This window comes from Anaerovibrio slackiae, from assembly GCF_009695585.1.
In the GTDB taxonomy this organism is placed as follows: Bacteria; Bacillota; Negativicutes; order Selenomonadales; family Selenomonadaceae; genus Anaerovibrio; species Anaerovibrio slackiae.
Map to the genome: position 1 here is coordinate 36884 of NZ_VUNR01000007.1, position 22558 is coordinate 59441.

Below are 22558 nucleotides of genomic sequence, written 5' to 3' on the forward strand. Positions count from 1 at the left end.
TGTTTTCAGGGAGGTACATTATGCCCACAAATGTAAATTCAGCGGTAGGTCCTTCTATACAGCCCGCAGGCAGGACTGCGGAAACCAAAACCGACCGCATAGCCATAAACAAGGATGGTAGTTCCAGCTCGGCATTTGCCAAGCAGACGGATGTCAAGTTTACCACTTCCGTGGACAATATGTCTGCCGTGCTGGATAAGATTGCCAACAGCCGTCTGGGGACGGAGGCTGTCCTGCCCAAGCAGCTGCAGGAGATGATAAACAATGTGGTGCGCAACGCCTTTTCTCTGGAAAACTCACTGGGCGAAGGGCTGGGCAGTGCCATGGCAAGCGAGCGGTATTCTGCGGAGCAGCTGACTATCCTGGGGCGGATTTTCCAGCAGCTGGGCAATATGGCGGAGGCTAATGCTGTTTCTGCCAGCCAGCTGACCGGCGGCCAGGCTGGCGGCAGTGTAATGGCAGGTGAGCTGACGGATGTGCTGCAGCTGATGATGGCAAATATAAAAAATATTATCGGGGAGAGTGCCCTGTCAGGCAATACAGGCGATTTGGAGCTGGTACAGCTGAACAAGCTGGCCTTTCAGCTTTTGAACAGCGGCAATGCCGAGGGCCTGCCTGAGGATTTGGCACGCCTTTTGCAGCAGCTGTCCGGGCAGCTGGCATCTTTCGGGCAGGCTGGTGCAGCCTCCGGACAGGGGAATGGGGACACGGGCATAATGAAGCAGCTGATTGATGTGCTGTTCCCCAAGCCTCTGTCCGGCAATGCAGCAGATACGGCAGCAGGCGGTCCGGTAGCAGGGAATACGGCACCAGGCGGTCCGGCAGCAGGGAATACGGCACCAGGCGGTGCATCGGCAGGCAGTATGGCTGGTAGCAACGTTCCACAGGGAAATGCCGCAGGCGGCAGCGTTATGGCTGGCAGTGGCAATGCCGGTGCTGCTGGTGGAGCTTCCGGCCAGGTTGCCGGAGAAAATCAGCCGTTGCAGCAAAATGGCCAGGGGGCTAATACCGCCCCAGGTGTGTCGCAAAATAGTGCAGCCTTCGGAGGTCAGGGCACGTTAGCGGCAAATACAGCCCAGGGGCAGGCGCAGACGGCTGGGAATAACGCTCAGTTGGCACAGCAGAATCCTGCCAGCCCGGGGGGGCAGGCAGCAGCAAATGCAGCCCAGGGGCAGCCGGTTGCCAATGCAGCTACGGGTCAGACGGCCGGGAATAATGCTTCTGAAATGCAGCAAAATGCAGCCGGCCGGGCTGGACAGGCCGCTGACAAGGCAGATAATTCTCAAGGCTCACAGCAGATTGCCAGGAATGGCAACGGGCAGAGTTTTGCCGGCGCCCACAGCAGGGCAGCGGAGCTGGAAAACAATCCCCTTTTTCGGCAAATTTTCAGCAGGTACGGCTATACTCAGGAGACAGGTGTGGTGAAAAATCCTGTCCAGCAGGCACAGCAGTCCCAGCCCCAGCTTGCCAACAACCAGCAGACGGTGGCAGCCTTCAAGGACATGGCACAGCTGTTGCTGAAGGACAGCAGCCTGACGGTGAAGGATGCACAGCTTTTGCAGGATTTTGTCAATGGCAGCCAGGAGGCGTTGAGCCAGCAGGATGCCAAGCAGCTGAACCTGCTTCTCAGGATGGTGCAGGGCAACATTCCTGCCGCCATCCAGCAGGCAGGGCAGCAGCAGGGCATGGAAGGCCTGCCGAAGCTGTGGGCATTTTTGCAGCTGGCAGAGCTGGGGACATTGAAAAATATCAAGGCAAGGGATTTGAAGAATGCCAGCAAGGAAATCAAGACCATGCTTTCCTCCATGAAGGGGGCAGTGAGCAGCGAGGGCAGCTACAAGGCAGACGGGCAGAAGTCCATCAGCTTTGTGATGCCTCTGTACATAGGCGAGAATGAGCAGAGCTATCCGGCCTATGTCAACCTGTATCATGAGCCGCCCCATGAGGATGAGCGGGGCAGGCTGCGCAAGGACACCTGGTTCAGGGTTTGTGTCCTGACGGAGAATATCGGGGCAGTGGATATTGTTTGCCAGCTTTACGAGGGTAACAACCTCAATCTGCGTGTCAGGTTTTCAGACCAGGAGGCGGTGCAGGCATTCAGCGAGTACCTGCCGGATATCCGCAAGGCATTGTATGATACATCAGTTCATTTGAACGACTTGAAGGTAGGGACGGTGAATTAATTGCTAAAGGACAGGATGAGGCCCAAGGAGGAGCCGGAGCTGGACCCCCAGGCGGAAAAGAAGGCCGTTGCCCTCAAGTATGACATGGAGAAAAACAGGGCACCGAAGCTGGTTGCCAAGGGCAAGGGGCATGTGGCGGAAAATATTCTGGAGGCGGCAAAGAAAGGACAGGTGCCGGTCTATCAGAACAAGTCCCTGGTCAACATGCTGATGGCCTTGGAGCTGGACAAGGAAATCCCGACGGAGCTGTACACCACCGTGGCGGAGATACTTGCCTATGTGTACAGGATAGACAAGCGGCGCAAGGAAAAGCTGATGGAGACGCCGCTGGCAAAGGAGCTGTAAGATTCGTGGACAGCAAGGAACTGGGCAGGTGTGGCGAAAGGCTGGCAGCAGGCTATCTGTCTTCCCACGGCTACAGTGTATTGGAGATGAATTACCGCTGCCGGTTCGGCGAACTGGATATTGTGGCCAGGCGTGATGACATGGTGATTTTTGCCGAGGTCAAGACACGGCGGTCAGGCAGGTTTGGCAGGCCGGGGGGAGCGGTAGATTATTTCAAGCAGCAGAAGATTATCAGGAGCGCGAAGTGGTATATTCGCAGCAAGGGGCTGGAGAATAACCGCTTCCGTTTTGATGTGCTGGAAATCTTGCGCACACCTGCCGGTCAGATGAGCGTAAATCACATCAGGAATGCGTTTGAGGTATAAAGAGAGGATGTATGGAAGAATGAAGATTATAGTGGGTATTACAGGTGCCAGTGGCAGTATCTACGGGCTGAAGCTGATTGAGGTGCTGAAAAATGCAGGCCATCAGGTGCATGTGGTGATTTCGGACAGCGGCCTGGGAGTCATTCAGTACGAGTGCGATACTACCCTTGAGGATATTGCTGTGGTGGCAGACAAGATTTACAACGTGCATAACGTGGGGGCGGCCATTGCCAGCGGTTCCTTTCAGGCGGATGCCATGGTGATAGCACCCTGTTCCATGAACACCTGCGGCTGCCTGGCCAACGGCATAACGGATAATCTCCTGACCAGGGCAGCTGATGTAATGCTTAAAGAGGGGCGCAAGCTGATTGTGGTGCCCCGGGAGACGCCTATGCATGCAGGGCATCTGGAAAATCTCCTGAAGCTGTGCCGCATGGGAGCCGTGATTATTCCGGCCAGCCCGGGCTTTTATCATCGCCCTGATACGATTATGGATTTGGTTAACATGCTGGTGGGAAAAATCTGCGATAATCTGGGTGTAAAAAACAACTTATTTGCCCGTTGGCAGGGGACAATGTGAGTTTTTGCTTAAAAAGATTCGATATATTTTTAATAAAAACAGTATTTGTGAGCTGCTGCGGTATTTACAAGCCTTTGCAACAATGCTATATTTGATTTGTAATGAAGTGCACGGAAATTACAAATCAGATATGGGCTTAAATACAAGTATATAAGTTTAAATGAAGTCAGGCAATGCATAGAGGGGGGCATGAAATGGCATACGTTAGCTTTGTTGCGGAAGGTGGTCCTATTTATGATATCAAGAAAAGATTGGGGGTGATATCAAAATCGCGAAATGGCTGGACGAAGGAAATGAATCTGGTGGCATGGAATGATGGGGAGCCCAGGTATGAGCTGCGCTCATGGTCACCTGACCACAGCCGTATGGGGAAGGGGATTTCCCTGAGCGTAGCGGAGATGGACTCCTTGAGAGAAATACTTGGTGATATCATGGAGAATATCCCTGAAGTGGTGGCTGAGCAGGCTCGGGAGGCGCAGGAAGCTAAGGCAACTGAGTCAACCGGGGCAACTAAGGCACCTAAGGCAGCTAAGAAAACCCGGGCTGCTAAGGCACCTAGGGCAACTAAGTTGCCTAAGGCACTGGGGGTATAAAATCAGCTTAATTTATTTCAGGCAGAGCATACCTGCAATGGTGATGCATGGTCGGGAAGCCTGAACAGGCAGAGTCGAAGATAAAGAATCTAAAATAAATGTCAGGCAGAATATCGGCTACAGCTGATAACTGGCAATAAGATATAACAGAGTGCGGAAAATCTCAATGCGATAGGAAATATAAGTGCAAAGAAATGACCGGTGCGTACAGAGGTATACGTTACCGGTCATTTTCTATCCTGATGAAATTAAGCCATTGCGCCTGAGCCGTCAGTCCTCCAGGGCAGAGCGCAGGGCGGCAGCCATTGGCTCCTGGGGGAGCACCTGGCCTGTCCAGAGACGGAAGGCCTCGGCACCCTGGCCCACCAGCATGGCTTCCCCGTTCAGCGTCCGGCAGCCATGCTCCCGTGCCGTCCTGAGGAAAAGGGTTTCGGCAGGGGTGTAGATGATGTCGTAGACGAAGGTATCAGGCTGAACCTTGCTCCAGTCCACAGGCGGCATGGCGTCTGTCTTTGGTGCCATGCCAAGAGGTGTGGAGTTGATGAGAAGCTGTGCCCCTGAAAGCTTTGCGGCAAACTCAGGGCTGTGCCAGTCCAGCACTTCTATGGGCAGGTAATGGCTGAAATAATCGGCCACAGGCTGCACCTTGGCAACGTTCCTGACACCGATGGTGAGGCTTTTGACCTTTTCCTTGATGAGCCCCCAGATGATGGCCCGGGCGGCACCGCCTGCCCCCAGCAGGATGGCATTTTTGCCGGCCGGGGAAAAGCCCTGCTGCTTCATGCCGTCGATGAAGCCGGTTACATCGGTGTTGTAGCCGGTGAGATGGCCGTCCTCGTTTTTGACTGCGTTGACGGCACCGATGATTTTGGCATCTTCGTGTATCTCATCCAGGTACTCCATAATCGCCTGCTTGTGGGGGATGGTGACATTGAAGCCACGGAAGCCCAGCGCCTTCAGTCCGGCCACAGCTTCCTTCAGATTTTCGTTCCGTACCGGCATGGCGATATAGGCATAGTCCAGCCCTGCTGCCTGGATGCCCGCGTTCTGCATTGCCGGGGAAAGTGAATGGCCGATAGGGTTGCCTATCACGCCCAGATTGATGGTTTTTCCCGTAAACATAGTATTTTATCAGCTCCTTGGTCTTGATTATTTAATTATACTAAAAAAATTCCACAAATGTCTACTGGTACTATTGTCAAGTTTACAGTTATCGTGCTATAATATCCCTTGTATGTAGAAAAACATCTTTATAGGGTGTACGGAGGTAAGAAGAAATGAGTAAAAGTGAAAAAAACGGCTATTTTCTTGTGCGTGAGGAAATTCTGCCAGAGGCCATAAAGAAGACTATCCGTGTAAAGGAAATGCTGAAAAGGGGCGATGCCCGCACCATCAATGAGGCGGTGGAGCGCATGGAGCTGAGCCGCAGTGCGTACTACAAGTACAAGGATTATGTATTCCCATTCTATGAGGCAAGCCAGAACAAGATTGTCACCCTGACATTCCTGCTAGAGCACAAGAGGGGGGTACTGTCCAGCGTGCTGAATACCATTTCCAGCGATTCCGGCAGCGTGCTGACCATCAATCAGGGCATTCCTTTGCAGGGGGTTGCCAACGCTACTGTTTCCATTGAGACTGCCAATATGTCAGTGGATTTGGAAGCTTTGCTGGACAAGCTGCGCATGGTTGATGGCGTGAAGCGCATGGAGGTATTGGGACAGGCACAGGCTTAAAAACTTGCCGTTCCGCAATTTGCTAGAAGGAGAAATGTTTTTTATATGTCCAAGGAAATTAGTATAGGCCTTTTGGGTTCCGGCACTGTAGGTACCGGCGTGGTCAGGGTTTTGAAGGAAAATGCAGATGATATTGCCAAGAAGGTTGGCGGCAGGATTGCCATCAAGAAGATACTGGTAAGGGATATCAGCAAGAAGCGGGAGTATCTGGAGGATATCCAGCTTACGGACAATGCAGATGATATCCTGAATGACCCGGAGATTGATATTGTAGTGGAGCTTCTGGGGGGACAGCATCCAGCCCGGGAGTACATGCTGAAGGCTATGGAGAATGGCAAGCATGTAGTTACTGCCAACAAGGATGTGGTGGCTCAGTTCGGTCACGACCTTTTTGATATGGCTGAAGCCAAGGGCGTTGACTTCAAGTTTGAGGCCAGCGTGGGGGGCGGTATCCCGATTATCACCCCTTTGAAGGAGTGCCTGACAGGCAACCGCATCAGCGAGATTATGGGTATTGTCAACGGTACCACCAACTATATGCTGACGAAGATGACCGAGGATGGCTCTGACTATGCCAGCATTCTGAAGGAAGCTCAGGCCATGGGCTATGCTGAGGCAAACCCTGCTGCTGATGTGGAGGGCTGGGATGCTGCCCGCAAAGCGGTAATCCTTGCTTCCATCGGCTTTAACACCCGTATCAACCTGGAGCAGGTGTCCGTGGAGGGCATCACCCACATCGAGCCTGCGGATATCAACTATGCTAATGAGCTGGGCTATGTAATCAAGCTTTTGGCTGTGGCCAAGGATTATGGCGAGAAGGGCGTCAATGTCAGGGTGCATCCGGTATTTTTGCCGAGCAGCCATCCGCTGGCTGCGGTGAAGGACGTGTTCAATGCGATTTTCCTCCGGGGCAATGCCATCGGTGATGCCATGTTCTATGGCCGTGGTGCAGGCTCCCTGCCTACTGCCTCTGCGGTGGTGGCAGATATTATCGGCGAGGCCAGGAATATTGTCAGCGATGTGCATTCCGTGATCGGCTGCACCTGCTACAACAGCCGTGCTTTCTGCCCGATTGAGGAAACGGAGTCTTCCTACTATGTGCGCCTTCATGTGGATGATGAGCCGGGGGTGCTGGGCTCCATTGCTACTGCCTTCGGCGAGAGCGGTGTCAGCCTGAAATCCGTTATCCAGACGCGGAAGGTGGGCGTTCATGCTGAGATTGTGGCTGTTACCCATGTGGTGCAGCACAGGAATTTGCAGAAGGCGGCAGATGTGCTGCAGGGGCTGAAGGTTGTTGACAGCATCCGCAGCATTATCCGCGTGGAGGAGAACTGAGCTAGGAGGCTTTCCGATGGAAGTAAGAAGTGTGAAGGTCAGGGTTCCGGGAACCTCAGCCAACTGCGGGCCGGGCTTTGACTGCCTGGGCGTGGCATGTACTATTTATAATGAATTGGAGCTGACTCTCCTTGAGGAGGAGCGGCTGGACATAGAGATAACGGGCGATGGCGCTGAAAATATCCCTGTGGACGAAAGGAACATCGTGTGGCGTTCCATTCAGAAGCTTTTGGAAAGGGCCGGCAAGGCGCAGGAGTACAAGGGGGCTATTATCAGGATGGATAATGGCGTGCCCCTGTCCAGGGGATTGGGCAGCAGCGCTACAGCTATTGTAGGAGGCTTGAAGGCTGCTAATGAGTGCTTGGGCAATCCCTTTACCAATCGTGACCTTTTGCAGATGGCTACGGAGATTGAGGGGCACCCTGACAATGTGGCACCGGCTATCTTTGGCGGCTTTACCATCAGCATTGTCAGGAACGGCAAGCCGGAGTGCTTCTCCCTGATGCCGAAGCTTCCCCTGAAGCTGGTGGTGACGGTGCCGGATTTCTTCCTGCCTACCAAGGCGGCCAGGGCGGTGCTGCCGGCTGAGGTGCCTATGAAGGATGCCGTGTTCAACATCGGCAGGGCGGCAATGCTGACAGCGGCTCTCTGCAAGGGCAACAAGAGCTTTTTGCGCAGCGTCTTTGATGATGCCCTGCACCAGCCTTATCGCGCCAAGCTGATTCCCGGCATGTATGATGTGTTCAAGGCGGCCCGGGCGGCAGGTGCCCTGGGGGCCAGCATGAGCGGTGCCGGTCCGTGCCTGATTGCCTTTACGGTGGAAAATGCCGATGCCGTAGGCATGGCAATGCGGGATGCCTTTGCGAAAAATAACGTCAAGTCCCAGTATCATGTTTTTGATATTGACGGCACAGGGGCAACTGTGATTTAGTTATTTACATAAAATGTATTATTTGGCTGATTTTATTGTATGCTGTATAATAAAGTCAGCCAATTTTTATGTGCTGACAAATTGCTTTATGTGTGATGAATAATTTTGTGTGGTGATAAATAACTTTATGTGCTAATGAATAACTTTATGTGCTGATAAGCTATTTTGTGGATTATTGGAGCATTATGCAGATAATTTTCAGGAGATGTGTTTATGCTGGAAGCGGAGTTTGTGGCAAGGGTGGAGGCTGCCGGGGGGCATGCCTTCGCGGTAGGCGGCTGGGTAAGGGACTTCCTGCGGGGAGAACAGCCGGAGGACAAGGATTATGTGGTAACAGGCATGGATGCCGTCAGCTTTGAGGCGGCATTCCCGGAGGGAAAGCTCATCGGCAGGGCGTTTCCTGTTTTTCTGCTGCCTATCGAGGCTGATGGCGGCAGGGGGGACAGGCAGTGCGAGGTGGCCATGGCACGCCGGGAGCGGAAGGAGGGCAGCGGCTACCGGGGCTTTGTGGCAGAGGCGGACAGCTCCATCACTATTGAGGATGATTTGTATCGCCGGGACTTGACCATCAACAGTATGGCGCTGGATCTGCATGAGGGCAGGCTGGTGGACCCTTATGGAGGGCAGGCAGATATAGCTGACAGGGTGCTGCGGCCTGTGTCGGAGCACTTTGGGGAGGATCCGGTACGGGCCCTGCGGGCGGCACGGTTTGCGGCACGGCTGGGCTATGCACCGGCACCGGAGCTTTTGGCAGCTATGGGGCAGTGCCGCAGTGAGCTTTGTCAGGAGCCGGGGGAGAGGATTCTGGGGGAGCTGAAAAAAGCACTGGCGGCGGACAGGCCCTCCCAATTTTTCCGTCTTCTCCATAGTGCCGGGCTGCTGCAGGATATTTTCCCGGAAATCCATGCCCTTATTGGCAAGACACAGCCAGAGGTGTATCACCCGGAGGGGGATGCCTTTGAGCATGTGATGCTGATTGTGGATGAGGTAGCAGGCAGGACGGAGAATATTACGGCAAGGTTTGCGTCCCTCTGCCATGACCTGGGCAAGGGAGTCACGCCGGAAGAAATGCTGCCCCATCACTACGGCCATGAGGTAAAGGGCCTGGAGGTGCTGGCTGGCTGGAATCGCCGTGTCACCCTGCCGTCGGCGTGGCTGAAGGCGGCAAGGTTCATTATCAGCCAGCACATGCGGGCGCCACGCCTGTCAAAGCCACCGAAAATCTGTGAGCTGCTCCTGATGATGAAGGCTGTGGCGGCGGAGCTCTCTATCAGTGACATCAAAATCATCATCGGGGCGGATAACAAGGGGCTGCCGCCGTATCTTGAGCATGCGGAGGAAATCATCAGTGCCATGAGCGAGGTTTCCGGCTCAGATGCCCCACGGGGGCTCACCGGCAGGAAAATCGGTGACTGGGTAAAGGGGCAGCAGCTGGAGATATGCAAAAGAATGCTGGCACAGTGCAGGGCATAGTGCCATAAATAAAAGTAATTAATCTATAGCAAATTAGACAATTTTCTGTTATAATAATACAAAAGAAATGTAATTGGGCTGCTGCAGCTATGGCAGCCGGGTATTCCAGGAAGGTGATTTTTATGGCAGTTTATCCGTACAAGGATATTAATCCTGATTTAGCTGATGATGTTTTTGTCGCGCCTACTGCTTCCGTAGTAGGGGATGTGAAGCTGGGGGCAGGTACCAATGTATGGTTTGGTGCTGTGGTGCGCGGCGATGTGAACAAGGTGGTTGTCGGCAAGCACACCAATATACAGGATAATGCCACTATCCATACCATGAGTGATTCGCCAACGGAAATCGGTGACCATGTAACCATCGGCCACAATGCGGTGGTGCATTGCAGCAAGGTGGGCAATAACTGCCTGATTGGCATGGGCAGCGTGCTGATTGGCTACTCGGAGATTGGGGATAACTGCGTTATCGGCGCCAATTCCTTTATCCCTCAGCACAAGAAGATTCCCTCCGGCTCCCTGGTGTATGGCAATCCTGCCAAGCTGGTGCGTGCCCTCAGGGATGACGAGCTGGAGGCATTGAAGGCATCTACCGAGAACTACTACAAGCTGGGGCAGGTCTATGCGGAAATCATGGGCAATAAGTAAAAGTATCCTGCCGTGAAACAGGCAGAGAAATTTTGCAAAATTTGTTAGATGAATTTTGCCTGAAAAGCAGGATTTTCGCTATCAATGTAGAATTATACTAGTACAGAAGAAGTATTCAGGAGAGAAGGTATTGAAAAAATGGAAAAAACTTTGGTGCTTATAAAGCCGGACGCTGTAAGGGGTAAACACATCGGTGACATCGTCAAAATCTACGAGGAAAAGGGCTTGAAGATTTTGGCAATGAAGATGCTGCAGATGGATGAAAAGCTGGCTTCCAAGCATTATGAGGAGCATATTGGCCGTCCTTATTATGATGATCTGATGGGCTTTATGACCTCCGGCCCGATTATTGCCATGGTGCTGGAGGGCGAGGGAGCCATTGCCAATGTGCGTGCCATCAATGGCAAGACCAACCCGGCAGAGGCAGCCGAGGGGACCATCCGCAAGCTGTACGCGGCCAGCGGCAGCCGCAATGCGGTGCATGCCTCCGATTCGCCTGAGAATGCTGCCAGGGAGATTTCCATTTTCTTTAATGCCTCTGAAATTTTCGATTGAGTTCGATTGATTGTGAGGGGGAATTTATATGAGCTTGTACACTGCTAGAGGCGATAGCGGCATGACCGACCTGAGCACCGGCCAGAGAATTGCCAAGAACTCCTGGCGAGTTAAGGCATACGGTGCTTTGGATGAATTTGGCTCTGCTCTTGGCATGGCAAGGGCTTTTTGCGAGAATGAGAAGGTGAAGGACCTGTGCCTGCGCCTGCAGAAGCTGAACGGCCTCCTGATGACTGACCTGGCCAGCCTGAACGACTATGAGCCTTTGATTACCCATGACCATGTGGTGTACCTGGAGGATATGATGGACAAGATGGAGGAGCAGATGGAGCCTCTCCATGGTTTCCTCATCCCTGGCGAGACCAAGGGCGGTGCCTGCCTGGATCTGGCAAGGACTGTAGCAAGGCGTGCCGAGCGTGTCATGTGGGATCTGGCCAAGAATGAGATTGTGCCTGACCAGGACAGGATTCTGCTGAACCGTATTTCTGACTTCTGCTTCATGCTGATGCGTCTTGAGGAAGACAGATAAGGGGCTGGCAGCCTGATTTTTGAAGTAAATAGCTGCAAGGAAGCGCGTGTTGAAAAAATTTTTTCTTCAATACGCGTTTTTTTTGTGCCGCAGGCAGGATTTTTGCAATATATAGCGAATATGTTCTCTTAGAAAGATAAATAACTGCTGCAAAATCGCCCTAGGGGAGTGAGCGGCAGATGCGTTGTTTTTAGGAAGAAGATTTATATGCGAAAAATTTGGAACATCAGACAAAAGGATAAGGAAAAGGCAGCCGCCCTCGCGGCAGAGCTGGGAGTGTCCGCCCTTCTGGCAGGCATCCTGCTGAACAGGGGCATTGATAATGCAGCTGCGGCCAGGGAGTTTCTGCACCCTGAGGAAAGGGAGTATTATGACCCATACCTGCTGCCGGATATGGACAAGGCTGTCAAGCGCATCAGGGCAGCTATTGAGGCCAGGGAGCAGATTGTGGTGTACGGGGATTATGATGCTGACGGCATCACGGCTACTACGGTGCTGCTGCGCACATTGCAGCAGCTGGGGGGCTGGGCGGATTACTATATCCCAGACCGCTTTACGGAGGGCTATGGCGTAAATCTTGAGGCACTGAAACGCATGCATCGTCAGGGTACCAGCCTGGTGATTACCGTTGACTGCGGCATCAAGTCCGTGGAGGAGCTCAGGCAGATGCAGGACTGCATGGACTTCGTGGTGACTGACCACCATCTGCCGGGGGATGAGCTGCCTCCGGCGGTGGCGGTAATCGATGCCCACAGGCAGGACTCAAAGTACCCCTGCGGGGAGCTTGCCGGAGTGGGCATTGCCTTCAAGCTGTGCCAGGCCCTGTGGCTGGCCATGAAAAAGGTACCGGCAGAAAATCCGGGACTGGAGATTGTGGCCCTGGGCACGGTGGCAGATGCGGTGCCCCTGGTAGATGAGAACAGGAAGATTGTGGCTGAGGGCTTGAAGCGCATGAAGGATTCCAGCTTTGTGGGGATACGCGCCCTGATTGAGGCCACGGGGCTGGGAAACCGGGAGATTGACAGCATGGGCATCGGCTTTGTGCTGGCTCCCCGCATCAACGTAGCCGGCAGGCTGAAAAGCGCCCGTCTCAGCGTGGAGCTGCTGCTGTCCGAGAACGAGGACATGGCACGGGAGATGGCAGGGAAGCTGAACGAGCTGAACAACACCCGCAAGGAGCTGAAGGAGGAAATCCAGGCCATGGCGGAGGAACAGCTAAAGTCCATGGATATTGGCAACGCCCGGGTAATCGTGGTGGCAGGAGAGGAATGGCATCATGGTGTCCTGGGGCTGGTGGCATATTCCTTGCAGGAGAAATACTACCTGCCCACCATTGTCATCAGCGTAAAGGATGGCATTGGCAAGGGCTCCTGCCGCAGCATTCCGGGGTTCAACCTCTTTAAGGCCCTGACCAGCTGCCAGTCTGCCCTGGTGCAGTTCGGCGGCCACGAGATGGCGGCAGGGCTGACGGTGAGGGCGGAGAATATTGATCTGCTCCGGGAGCTTCTGGAGGCGGAGGCCAGGCGGCAGATGACTGCTGCCCAGTATATTCCCTGCTACGATATTGACATGGAGATTTCACCGGCGGAGATGACCATGGAGATGGTGGAGGAGCTTTCCCTTTTGGAGCCCTGCGGCATGAAAAACGAGCCGCCGCTGTTTGGCTGCCGGGGGCTTAGCTGCCTCAACCCTGAGCTGAAGGGGGCGGATGCCAGGCATCTGAAATTCACCGTCTCCGACCGGGGCAGGCTGGTGGATGCCATTGCCTTCAACATGCCGGAGGAGCTGGCCAGGGTGGCACGGGGCGGCTTTGACATGGTTTATGCCGCCGGTATCAACGAGTGGCGCGACATGAGAAGCCTGCAGTGCATGGTGCGCTCTTTGGATGAGCCTGTGCCGGTGCAGGAGCCTGTGGCTGTGGACAGGGATTTCATGCGGCAGATTTATGTTTTCCTCCGCAGCAGGGTGCAGGGGGGGCATAGGCTGTCGGCTGACCTTGGGTGGCTGGCCATGCAGGCAAGGCTGGAGGGCTGCCGGGCGGAGGAGCAGAACGTGGCGGATGCTGTGACGGTGCTCTTGGAGCTGGGGCTTCTTAAAAAGACGCCGGAGGGCTATCTGGAGCTAAGCAGTACGGCAAAGAAAATGGATTTGTATGATTCGCCTACTTTTAGACGGCTAAATAGCTGAATAGGAAGTTAAATCTCGGAAAATGTGCTATAATGTTTTCTAAAAGCAATAGAAATTAGTTGGTGGTGGTTTTTATGTTGGAGAAAAAGGGCCAGAATGATGTCAATATTTATATTCCCGAGGTGGCAAGTGCAACAGCCGAGGTGACTATCGACGAGGTTATCAATGCGGTGCTGAAGTATCAGCCCCATGCCGATGTGGAGCTGGTGCGCAAGGCATATGAGCTTGCCAATGCGGCTCATGGCGGACAGAAGCGTGCCTCCGGCGAGGACTATATCATCCATCCCCTGTGCGTGGCAAAAATCCTTACGGAGCTGCAGATTGACAGTACCACCATCACGGCGGCGCTTCTCCATGATGTGGTGGAGGATACGACTTATTCTCAGGCCCAGATGGAGGATATTTTCGGCACCGAGGTGGCGATGCTGATTGATGGCGTCACCAAGCTGGGGAAAATCAAGTACCAGTCCCGGGAGGAGCAGCAGTCGGAGAATTACCGCAAGCTGTTTCTGGCCATGGCCAAGGACATCAGGGTAATCATGATTAAGCTGGCTGACCGGCTGCACAACATGCGCACCCTGAAATTCGTCAAGGAAGAAAAGCAGAAGCGCATTGCCAAGGAAACCATCGAGGTGTATGCGCCCCTTGCCAACCGCCTGGGTATTTCCAATATCAAGTGGGAGCTGGAGGACTTGTGCCTCAGGTACCTGGAGCCGGAGTTTTATTATGATTTGGTGGAGAAGGTCAAGCAGAAGCGGCAGGAGCGCCAGCGGTTTATTGAGGATGCCATCCTGCAGATTCACACCAAGCTTATCAGGAGCAGCATCAAGGCGGAAATCAGCGGCAGGGCGAAGCATTTTTACAGCATTTACCGCAAGATGAAGCGGGACAACAAGGATATCAGCGAGATCTATGACCTGTCAGCTGTCCGGGTGCTGGTGCACAATGTAAAGGACTGCTACGCGGTGCTGGGGGTTATCCATGCCATGTGGAAGCCTATCCCGGGCCGGTTCAAGGACTATATCGCCATGCCCAAGTCCAATGGCTACCAGTCCCTGCATACCACGGTCATGACCAGGGGCTACCCTCTGGAAATACAGATTCGTACCTTTGCCATGCACAAGGTTTCCGAATACGGCGTGGCAGCCCACTGGAAGTACAAGGAAGCCGGACGCAGCGTAGGTGCCGGCAATGACTACGAGAAAAAGATTTCCTGGCTGCGGCAGATGATGAATCTGCAGCACGAGGTGAACGACCCGACAGAATATCTGGAAGCATTGAAGATGGATATTTTCTCCGATGAGGTATTTGTCTTTACCCCCAATGGTGATGTGATTGATTTGCCGAAGGGCTCCGTGCCGATAGATTTCGCCTATCGCATTCATACGGAGGTGGGGCATCACTGCGTTGGTGCCAAGGTCAACGGCAAGATTGTGCCATTGGAGTACAAGCTGAAAAACGGCGACCAGGTATCCATCATTACCAATAAGGCGAATAACGGCCCTAGCCGCGACTGGCTGAATATCGTGGCTTCCTCGGATACCAGGGCAAAAATCCGCTCCTGGTTCAAGAAGGTGAAGCGGGAGGAAAATGTCATCCGGGGCAGGGAGCTTCTGGAGAAGGAGGCAAAAAGGCTTGGCTATGAGCCAAAGGATTTGCTGCGGGATGAATGGCTGAATTCTGTCTGCCTGCGGTTCAACATCAACAATGACGAGGACATGCTGGCGGCAGTAGGCTATGGCGGCGTGGCAGTCAATGGCGTCATTGCCAAGCTGATTGAGCATCACAAGAAGGCCATCAAGGCGGCAACGCCGCCGGATGTCAGCGAGATGCTGGAAACCATCAAGCAGCAGCACAACAACTCCCGGAAGAATAAGGCAAGCCACGGCATTCTGGTGGAGGGCGAGTCCGGGATGCTGGTGCGGCTGGCCAAGTGCTGCAACCCGATACCGGGGGACCCTATTGTGGGCTATATCACCAAGGGGCGGGGCGTTTCCGTCCACCGGGCGGACTGCCCAAATGTGCTGTCGGATGACGGTGACACCACCCGGGTGATCGATGTGAACTGGGATATCGGCCTTGACAAGGATTATACGGTGGAGATTGAGATTATCTGCAACGATGCGGCAGGGGTGCTGACCAGCGTGCTGTCAGTACCGGCGGAGATGAAAATCAATGTGTCCGCTGTCAATGCCAAGGCAAACAAGGGCAACAAGACATCGACGATTATCATGAGCCTTGAGGTGCACAATGCGGCCCAGGTCTCCCTGGTGATGGGCAAAATCCGCCGCCTGAAGGATGTGTTCAGCGTCAGCCGTGCTATGGCAAGTGCAGCTGATAATAACAGCAACACCAGGCATGGAAGATAAGCGGAGAGATTCAGAAGCGTGAGCGATAGGAATAGCAATAGTTGTGGTTGACAGTGATAGTTTATAGTTATAGTTATAGTAATAGTAATGGCAATAAGCGATAATAATAGCGTGTGTGAGGTGCAAGATGAGCTTTAGTGTAGATACTTTGGTGGTGGGCCCGATTGAGGAAAACTGCTATGTGCTGAAGGATGAGGAAACTGGTGAAGGTATTATTATTGATGCCGGGGACAACGGGCAGGAAATTCTTGCTTATGTCAGGGATAACGGCATTGATATAAAGCTTCTGGTGAATACCCATGGCCATTGGGACCATATCGGTGCCGTGGATGTGCTGCGGGATGCCCTGGGGGTTCAGCTGGCAATCCATAGGGAGGATGCGCCTATGCTGACAGCCAGCGAGGAAGAAATGGCTGTGTACAGCGTGTTTGTGGGCAAGAAAAAACCGGCGGAGATTTTGCTGGAGGACGGCGATGTGATTAACTTTGGCAAATCCAGCCTGAAGGTCATCCATACGCCGGGGCACACCAAGGGCGGCATCTGCCTGTATGGGGGAGGCTGCCTCTTTAGCGGTGATACCCTGTTTGCCAGCAGTGTAGGGCGTACCGACCTGCCCGGGGGTGATTATCACGAAATCCTGCATTCCGTGAATGTGGCTCTGGCACAGGTTGCTGACGAAACCAAGGTTTATCCTGGGCACGGCCCTGCCAGCCGCATGGGCAGGGAACGCCGCTGCAATCCGTATTTGCAACAAGGATAAGTGGATTTCAGTTTGTCGTGGTGCTTGTTTGTAACTACGAGCATATACTGAAAGAAGTAGTTTGGGATTTAGTGGACTCTGTTCAGACATTATAAAGGGACAGGTAGCGGCAGTACCCATAGAAAACTCGCTCTCGCTCTTAGCACAGCCTCGCGCTTCTAAGCTCCTGCATCGCTTACGCTCGCACTCGCTAAGAAGCGAGGCTGCACTCAAGGTTTTCTTTGGGTACATGCCACACCTGTCCCTCTTTTGGTCTGAACAGATACAACAAAATAATACAACGATATTCAGTTAGTATGGGGCTGTAGCAGCTAATCCTGCTTTACGAGCAAGCCTGAAAAAGGGGGCGGAAAGGCTGGCGAAGTTTGATACTGCCAGCCGCTGTACAAACTGAAATAAGCTAATTTCGTTTTGTTTTAAGTAACAATTCAGTATCACGAAAATTTGAATGTTGCGAAAATTTTCCCTTTGTTTTAGAATGGAAGCAGGTATATGGATGTGTCAGAAACATGGAAAGGTCAGAAAGGCAGCGCCGGTATGATGAGCGGCTCCGCGATGGAGCTGATTGCCTGTTTGATGTGTTTTTTGCCGTGGCTTTTTATATAAGGTGCCACGGTTTATTTTTTTGCTTTTTGCACATATCTTTGATATAATATATTGTATTTGAATTTTACGGATAAAGGAGGCTGCGGTCATGTCAGCTACATATTCTTTGGATGATTTGAGGCAGAAGCTGCAAAACAGCCCATATAAGTGTACCCACCAGCGGAGGGTTGTGCTGGAGGTTTTTGTGAACAATCCCGGCGTACATCTCAGTGCCGAGGAAGTGCATGATATTTTGAAGCAGAAGTCTGCTGATATAGGCCTGGCTACTGTGTACAGGGCACTGGAGCTTTTGTGCAGCAAGGAGATAGGCATCCTGCAGAAGATTGATTTCGGTGATGGCTGTTCCCGTTATGAGCTGAATCTGACGGAGCCCAACTCCCATCAGCATCATCACATGATTTGCACAAATTGCAAGAAGGTAATCGAGTTTTCCGAGGATATGCTGGATGATTTGGAAGCGGATATTATGAAAAAGTGCGGCTTCAAGGTAACTGACCATCAGGTGAAGTTCTTTGGGCTGTGTGAGGAGTGCCGGAACGAAATTGCGAATTAAGGAATTTTTGCTCAACAGCCAGAACCAGGTAGTCTGCAAGGTGGTGCGGGAGGTATTGAACCTCTTTAAAATGGAGCTGCCGGTGCCAGTGGAAAAGCTGCCCTACAGAAAGAGTCCTGAGAAGCAGGCGGAGCTTATTAGTAATGCCGCCTATGATATTTTGGAGCTGAAAATCGAGAATTTTACGGAGAGCGTGCCGGGGGAGACTACCTCGTCCCTGACGGAGCGGCCGGGGGAGCTGCCTGTGGTACGGACTATGGTGCATTATATTGCCGCTGACGGCAGCAGCCATGGCATGGAGCGCACCGATAGGGGCAGGGGCAGCGAGCGGTTTGAGGCAGGGAAGCACCGGCTGATTAAGCTGAACCTTTATCACCTGCTGCGGCAGGAGTTTGGCTTTCCTGAGGCTCCCTGGGGCATTCTGCACGGGGTGCGGCCCACGAAGATTGTCCACCGGCTTTTGAATGACGGCCTGGGCCGTGATGAGGTGGTGGAAAGGCTTAGGACGGACTATGCTGCAAGCTGGGAAAAGGCAACGGTCATTACGGATATGGCCATCCGCCAGCGGCCTTTTTTGGCAAAATCGGACAGGCAGACTGTCAGCATCTATGTGGGCATCCCTTTCTGCCTGACCAGGTGCCTGTACTGTTCCTTTCCTGCCCACATCCTGCCGGGGAAGAAGGGCATAGAGCGTTTTATGGCAGCCTTCCGCAAGGATTTGCTGGCAGCAAGGGATTTGGTGCAGGCTTACGGCTTCAAGGTGCAGTCCGTCTATGTGGGAGGCGGTACTCCTACCAGCCTGCCGGATGACTATTTCTCCGAAATGCTGCAGCTGGTGAAGGAAAGCTTCTGCTGTGAGCATACGGTGGAGTTTACGGTGGAGGCAGGGCGGCCGGACAGTATGTCAGAGGTGAAGCTGGCTGCCATGCAGCAGTGCGGTGTCACCCGTGTCAGCTGCAATCCCCAGACCATGCAGCAGCGCACCTTGAAGCGCATCGGCAGGAACCACACGGTGGAGTCGGTGTCCGAGATGTTCCACAGCCTTCGCCGGGCAGGGATTCCGGAAATCAACATGGATTTGATTATCGGCCTGCCGGGAGAAGGGGTGGAGGATGTCAGGGATACCATGGAGCAGATTACTGCCCTGGCACCTGACGATATCACCCTCCATTCCCTGGCACTGAAGCGGGGTTCCAGGCTGAAGATGAACCTGGCTGACTATGAGCTGCCCGAGGACGATACCTGCCGGGAGATGTTTGCGGTGGCCATGGATTATGTGACGAAGTCCGGGCTGAAGCCATACTATCTCTACCGTCAGGGCTATATGAGCGGCCAGATGGAAAACGTGGGCTGCAGCCGTGACGGGGCGGAGAGCATGTACAATATCCAGATTATGGAGGAACAGCAGACAATTCTTGGCATTGGCGGTGCTGCCACCACCAAGGTGGTGGATTTTCGGGAGAACCGCCTGAAATCTGTCTTTAATGCCAAGGATCTGGTGACCTATGAACGGGATATTGACGTATATATCGAAAAGCGCAGGGCACTGCTGGAGGAAATCTACGGCAAGCCGCAGCCAGAAATATAGTGATTAATTGTAATTTTGACATACAGGAGGATAAAGAGGAATGTTGACAAATGCACCTCGTGGAACAAAGGATATACTGCCTGACTCAGTAGGCGATTGGAATTATGTGGAGGGGGAAATCCGTGAGCTGTGCCGCCGCTTTGGCTACAGCGAAATCAGGACCCCGATTTTTGAGCATACGGAGCTTTTCCAGCGGGGCATCGGCGAGGGCACAGATGTGGTGGACAAGGAAATGTACACCTTTACCGACCGGGGGGACAGGAGCATTACCCTGCGGCCTGAGAATACGGCTTCCGCTGTCCGTGCCTATCTGCAGAACAAGCTTTATGCGGAGTCCAATTTGGTGAAGCTGTTCTACATCGGTTCCATGTTCCGCTATGACCGCCCGCAGGCAGGACGCATGCGTGAGTTCCATCAGTTTGGCGTGGAGGCACTGGGGGAGGCCAATCCTGCCGTTGATGCAGAGGTAATCCTGCTGGCCATGAGCCTGCTGGAAGGGCTGGGGCTGAAGGACCTGGAGCTTTCCATCAATTCCGTGGGCTGCCCGAAGTGCCGCAGCAAATACCGCACCATGCTGCAGGATTTCTTCCGGGACAAGCTGGATGATTTGTGCGAGGACTGCCGCAGCCGCTTTGACAGAAGCCCTCTGCGCATCCTGGACTGCAAGAAGGACAGTGACAAACCATACATGGCAGATGCACCGAAGATTACCGACTGCCTCTGCGATGAGTGCAGTGACCATTTTGCAAAGCTCAAGGAGCACCTTGCCAATGCCGGTATCAGCTTCCAGCATGACCCTAGGCTGGTGCGTGGCCTGGACTACTACACCAAGACCGCCTTTGAAATCAAGTATCCGCCGCTGGGGGCTCAGAGTGCCGTGGCCGGTGGCGGCCGCTATGACGGGCTGATTGAGGAAATGGGCGGCAGTCCTACCCCGGCCGTGGGTTTTGCCACAGGTTTGGAGCGGCTCCTTCTGGCGTTGGAGAGCCAGAACCTGCTGCCGGAGAAGAACCGCAGCGTGGATGCCTATGTGGTGGCACTGGGTGAGGCTGCCCAGTCCGAGGGATTCAAGCTCTTGAACAACCTGCGCAAGGCTGGCCTGTCTGCGGCGATGGATTTTGCCGGCCGCAGCATGAAGGCTCAGATGAAGCAGGCCAACAAGCTGGGGGCACGTTATGCCCTTATCCTTGGTGATGACGAGATTGTCGAGGGAGTGGTAATGCTCCGCAGCATGTCTGACAGCCAGCAGGAAAAGGTAGCCCTTGCCGAGGTAATAGGGAAAATTAAGGCGTAACATTTTGCAAAATCATTGTCAGTTTTTGGCGAGTTTGCTATAATGATGGTTGCGAAAAAAATATTCGATTATTAGACGATAATTAGATTTTATGAGGTGAAAGGTTTAGATGGATACTTTAGAAGGTTTGAAGCGTTCCCATCACTGCGGTGAGCTGCGTGCTGACCATGTAGGCAGTGAGGTTGTCCTTTGCGGCTGGGTTTCCCGCCGCCGTGACCATGGCGGACTGATTTTTGTTGACCTGCGTGACCGCTCCGGTCTGGTGCAGGTGGTAATTGACGAGGCTGCCATCGGCGAGGAGGCATTCCACAAGGCTGAGACTATCCGCAACGAGTTCGTTGTGGCTGTCCGGGGCAGCGTGCGCGCCCGTTCCCAGGAAACCGTAAATCCTAACATGGCTACCGGCATGATAGAGGTGGTAGTAGAGGAGCTGCGCATCCTTAACAAGGCAAAGACTCCTCCGTTCTACATCCAGGATGGCATCGAGGTGGATGAGATGCTGCGCCTGAAGTACCGCTATCTTGATTTGCGCCGCCCTGAGATGCAGAAGAATCTCATGCTGCGCCATCGCGTTACCAAGATTATGCGTGATTACTTTGACAGGAACGGCTTCCTGGAGATTGAGACTCCTATGCTCTGCAAGTCCACCCCTGAGGGTGCCCGTGACTTCCTGGTGCCTAGCCGCCTGAATCCTGGGGAGTTCTACGCATTGCCGCAGTCTCCGCAGATTTACAAGCAGATTCTGATGCTCTCCGGCATGGAGAAGTATTTCCAGATTGTCCGCTGCTTCCGCGATGAGGATTTGCGTGCTGACCGCCAGCCTGAGTTTACCCAGCTGGATATTGAGATGTCCTTCATCGACCAGGAGACCATCCTGACCATGATGGAAGGCATGATGGGTGAGATTTTTGATAAGGCCCTGGACAGGAAAATCCCTGAGAAGTTCCTGCGCATGACCTGGGACGAGGCCATGGAGCGTTACGGCTCTGACAAGCCTGACCTGCGCTTTGGCATGGAGCTGATGGATATTTCCGAGCATGTACAGGGTTCTGACTTCAAGGTGTTCAAGTCCGTGCTGGAAAATGGCGGACAGGTAAAGGTTATCAATGTTGAGGGTTATGCCAATATTCCGCGCCGCGAGCTGGACGGCCTGGTACAGTATGTACAGGGGTACGGTGCCAAGGGGCTGGCATGGATTCAGTACACCGAGGAAGGCATCAAGTCTCCGTTCAAGAAGTTCTACTCTGATGAGACCTTTGAGAACATCAAGCAGGCAACCGGTGCCAAGACCGGCGATTTGCTGCTGGTTATTGCTGATAAGCCGCTGGTTGTAGCTCAGGCCCTGGGCGAGTTGCGCCTGGAGATGGCACGCCGCCGCGGCTTGATTGACCCGGACAAGCTCAGCTTCCTGTGGGTTGTTGACTTCCCTATGTTCGAGTACAGCGAGGAAGACAAGCGCTGGAAGGCTATGCATCATCCGTTTACCGCGCCTCGTGACGAGGATGTGCAGTATCTTATCTCCGACCCTGGCCGTGTCAAGGCTATTGCCTACGATATGGTTCTCAACGGCGTGGAGATTGGCGGCGGTTCCCTGCGTATCTATCAGAACGATATTCAGGAGAAGGTATTTGAGGCTATCGGCCTGACTGCCGAGGCTGCTCACAGCAAGTTCGGCTTTATGCTGGATGCCTTCAAGTACGGTGCTCCGCCTCATGGGGGCTTGGCCTTCGGCCTTGACCGCCTGATTATGCTGATGGCCAAGAGGAAGTCCATCCGCGACGTTATCGCCTTCCCGAAGACCCAGAGTGCTTCCGATGTTATGTCCCAGGCACCTTCCGAGGTGGATGAGAAGCAGCTGAAGGAGCTGTCCATCCGTACTCATGTGAAGAAGAAGGTCAAGGAAGATAAGGAATAAGCTATAGAATAATACCCTGC

Annotated in this window: 20 protein-coding genes; 19 read left to right on the top strand and 1 reads right to left on the bottom strand. The window is 53.5% G+C overall.

The window, feature by feature from the left end; translation table 11 throughout:
* The first annotated feature begins 20 nt into the window (after positions 1–20).
* From FYJ84_RS05215 to FYJ84_RS05235, 5 genes are all read left to right on the top strand, one after another.
* The gene (locus FYJ84_RS05215; protein WP_154406540.1) at positions 21–2183 is read left to right on the top strand and encodes a hypothetical protein; all 2163 of its coding nucleotides are present in this window, start codon (positions 21–23) and stop codon (positions 2181–2183) included.
* A gap of 15 nt (positions 2184–2198) precedes the next feature.
* Positions 2199–2528, top strand: a complete 330-nt coding sequence (locus FYJ84_RS05220) for an EscU/YscU/HrcU family type III secretion system export apparatus switch protein (protein ID WP_154406596.1) — start codon at positions 2199–2201, stop codon at positions 2526–2528.
* 5 nt (positions 2529–2533) lie between these two features.
* Positions 2534–2893: a YraN family protein gene (locus FYJ84_RS05225; RefSeq protein ID WP_277006844.1), complete on the top strand. Its 360-nt coding sequence runs from the start codon at positions 2534–2536 to the stop codon at positions 2891–2893.
* 19 nt (positions 2894–2912) lie between these two features.
* Entirely contained in the window at positions 2913–3473 is a 561-nt protein-coding gene (locus tag FYJ84_RS05230) for a UbiX family flavin prenyltransferase (protein WP_154406541.1), read from the top strand.
* 194 nt (positions 3474–3667) lie between these two features.
* Complete coding sequence (locus tag FYJ84_RS05235; RefSeq protein ID WP_154406542.1) at positions 3668–4066, top strand: YdbC family protein; 399 nt, start codon at positions 3668–3670, stop codon at positions 4064–4066.
* A gap of 270 nt (positions 4067–4336) precedes the next feature.
* Here FYJ84_RS05235 and FYJ84_RS05240 read toward each other — a convergent pair whose 3' ends face one another.
* The gene (locus tag FYJ84_RS05240; RefSeq protein WP_154406543.1) at positions 4337–5188 is read right to left on the bottom strand and encodes a shikimate dehydrogenase; all 852 of its coding nucleotides are present in this window, start codon (positions 5186–5188) and stop codon (positions 4337–4339) included.
* Between the two features lie 155 nt (positions 5189–5343).
* Between FYJ84_RS05240 and FYJ84_RS05245 the strand changes: the two genes are divergently transcribed.
* The 14 genes from FYJ84_RS05245 (at position 5344) to aspS (ending at position 22538) form a co-directional block, all read left to right on the top strand.
* Entirely contained in the window at positions 5344–5799 is a 456-nt protein-coding gene (locus FYJ84_RS05245; RefSeq protein ID WP_154406544.1) for an ACT domain-containing protein, read from the top strand.
* 45 nt (positions 5800–5844) lie between these two features.
* Positions 5845–7134 (top strand): homoserine dehydrogenase, encoded by a 1290-nt coding sequence (locus FYJ84_RS05250; RefSeq protein WP_154406545.1) that lies wholly within the window; start codon positions 5845–5847, stop codon positions 7132–7134.
* A gap of 16 nt (positions 7135–7150) precedes the next feature.
* Positions 7151–8065 carry a homoserine kinase gene (gene thrB / locus FYJ84_RS05255; protein WP_154406546.1) on the top strand — a complete coding sequence of 305 codons (915 nt, stop codon included), beginning with the start codon at positions 7151–7153 and terminating at the stop codon, positions 8063–8065.
* A gap of 213 nt (positions 8066–8278) precedes the next feature.
* A complete protein-coding gene (locus tag FYJ84_RS05260; RefSeq protein WP_154406547.1) occupies positions 8279–9538 on the top strand; it encodes an HD domain-containing protein in 1260 nt (419 codons plus the stop codon).
* A 122-nt stretch (positions 9539–9660) separates the two neighbouring features.
* Complete coding sequence (locus FYJ84_RS05265; protein WP_154406548.1) at positions 9661–10182, top strand: gamma carbonic anhydrase family protein; 522 nt, start codon at positions 9661–9663, stop codon at positions 10180–10182.
* Positions 10183–10320: 138 nt separating this feature from the next.
* A complete protein-coding gene (ndk, locus tag FYJ84_RS05270; protein WP_154406549.1) occupies positions 10321–10737 on the top strand; it encodes a nucleoside-diphosphate kinase in 417 nt (138 codons plus the stop codon).
* 28 nt (positions 10738–10765) lie between these two features.
* Complete coding sequence (locus FYJ84_RS05275; protein WP_154406550.1) at positions 10766–11266, top strand: cob(I)yrinic acid a,c-diamide adenosyltransferase; 501 nt, start codon at positions 10766–10768, stop codon at positions 11264–11266.
* 207 nt (positions 11267–11473) lie between these two features.
* Complete coding sequence (gene recJ / locus FYJ84_RS05280; protein WP_154406551.1) at positions 11474–13453, top strand: single-stranded-DNA-specific exonuclease RecJ; 1980 nt, start codon at positions 11474–11476, stop codon at positions 13451–13453.
* Between the two features lie 74 nt (positions 13454–13527).
* The gene (locus tag FYJ84_RS05285) at positions 13528–15822 is read left to right on the top strand and encodes a RelA/SpoT family protein (RefSeq protein ID WP_154406552.1); all 2295 of its coding nucleotides are present in this window, start codon (positions 13528–13530) and stop codon (positions 15820–15822) included.
* A 127-nt stretch (positions 15823–15949) separates the two neighbouring features.
* Complete coding sequence (locus FYJ84_RS05290) at positions 15950–16582, top strand: MBL fold metallo-hydrolase (protein WP_154406553.1); 633 nt, start codon at positions 15950–15952, stop codon at positions 16580–16582.
* Positions 16583–17276: 694 nt separating this feature from the next.
* Positions 17277–17741 carry a Fur family transcriptional regulator gene (locus tag FYJ84_RS05295; protein ID WP_154406554.1) on the top strand — a complete coding sequence of 155 codons (465 nt, stop codon included), beginning with the start codon at positions 17277–17279 and terminating at the stop codon, positions 17739–17741.
* Positions 17731–19329, top strand: a complete 1599-nt coding sequence (gene hemZ / locus FYJ84_RS05300) for a coproporphyrinogen dehydrogenase HemZ (RefSeq protein ID WP_235901360.1) — start codon at positions 17731–17733, stop codon at positions 19327–19329. Before FYJ84_RS05295 ends, hemZ begins: the two co-directional genes overlap by 11 nt.
* A gap of 40 nt (positions 19330–19369) precedes the next feature.
* On the top strand, positions 19370–20623 hold the full coding sequence (gene hisS / locus FYJ84_RS05305; RefSeq protein WP_154406555.1) for a histidine--tRNA ligase: 1254 nt from the start codon (positions 19370–19372) through the stop codon (positions 20621–20623).
* A gap of 109 nt (positions 20624–20732) precedes the next feature.
* Entirely contained in the window at positions 20733–22538 is a 1806-nt protein-coding gene (gene aspS / locus FYJ84_RS05310; RefSeq protein WP_154406556.1) for an aspartate--tRNA ligase, read from the top strand.
* Positions 22539–22558 lie beyond the last annotated feature (20 nt).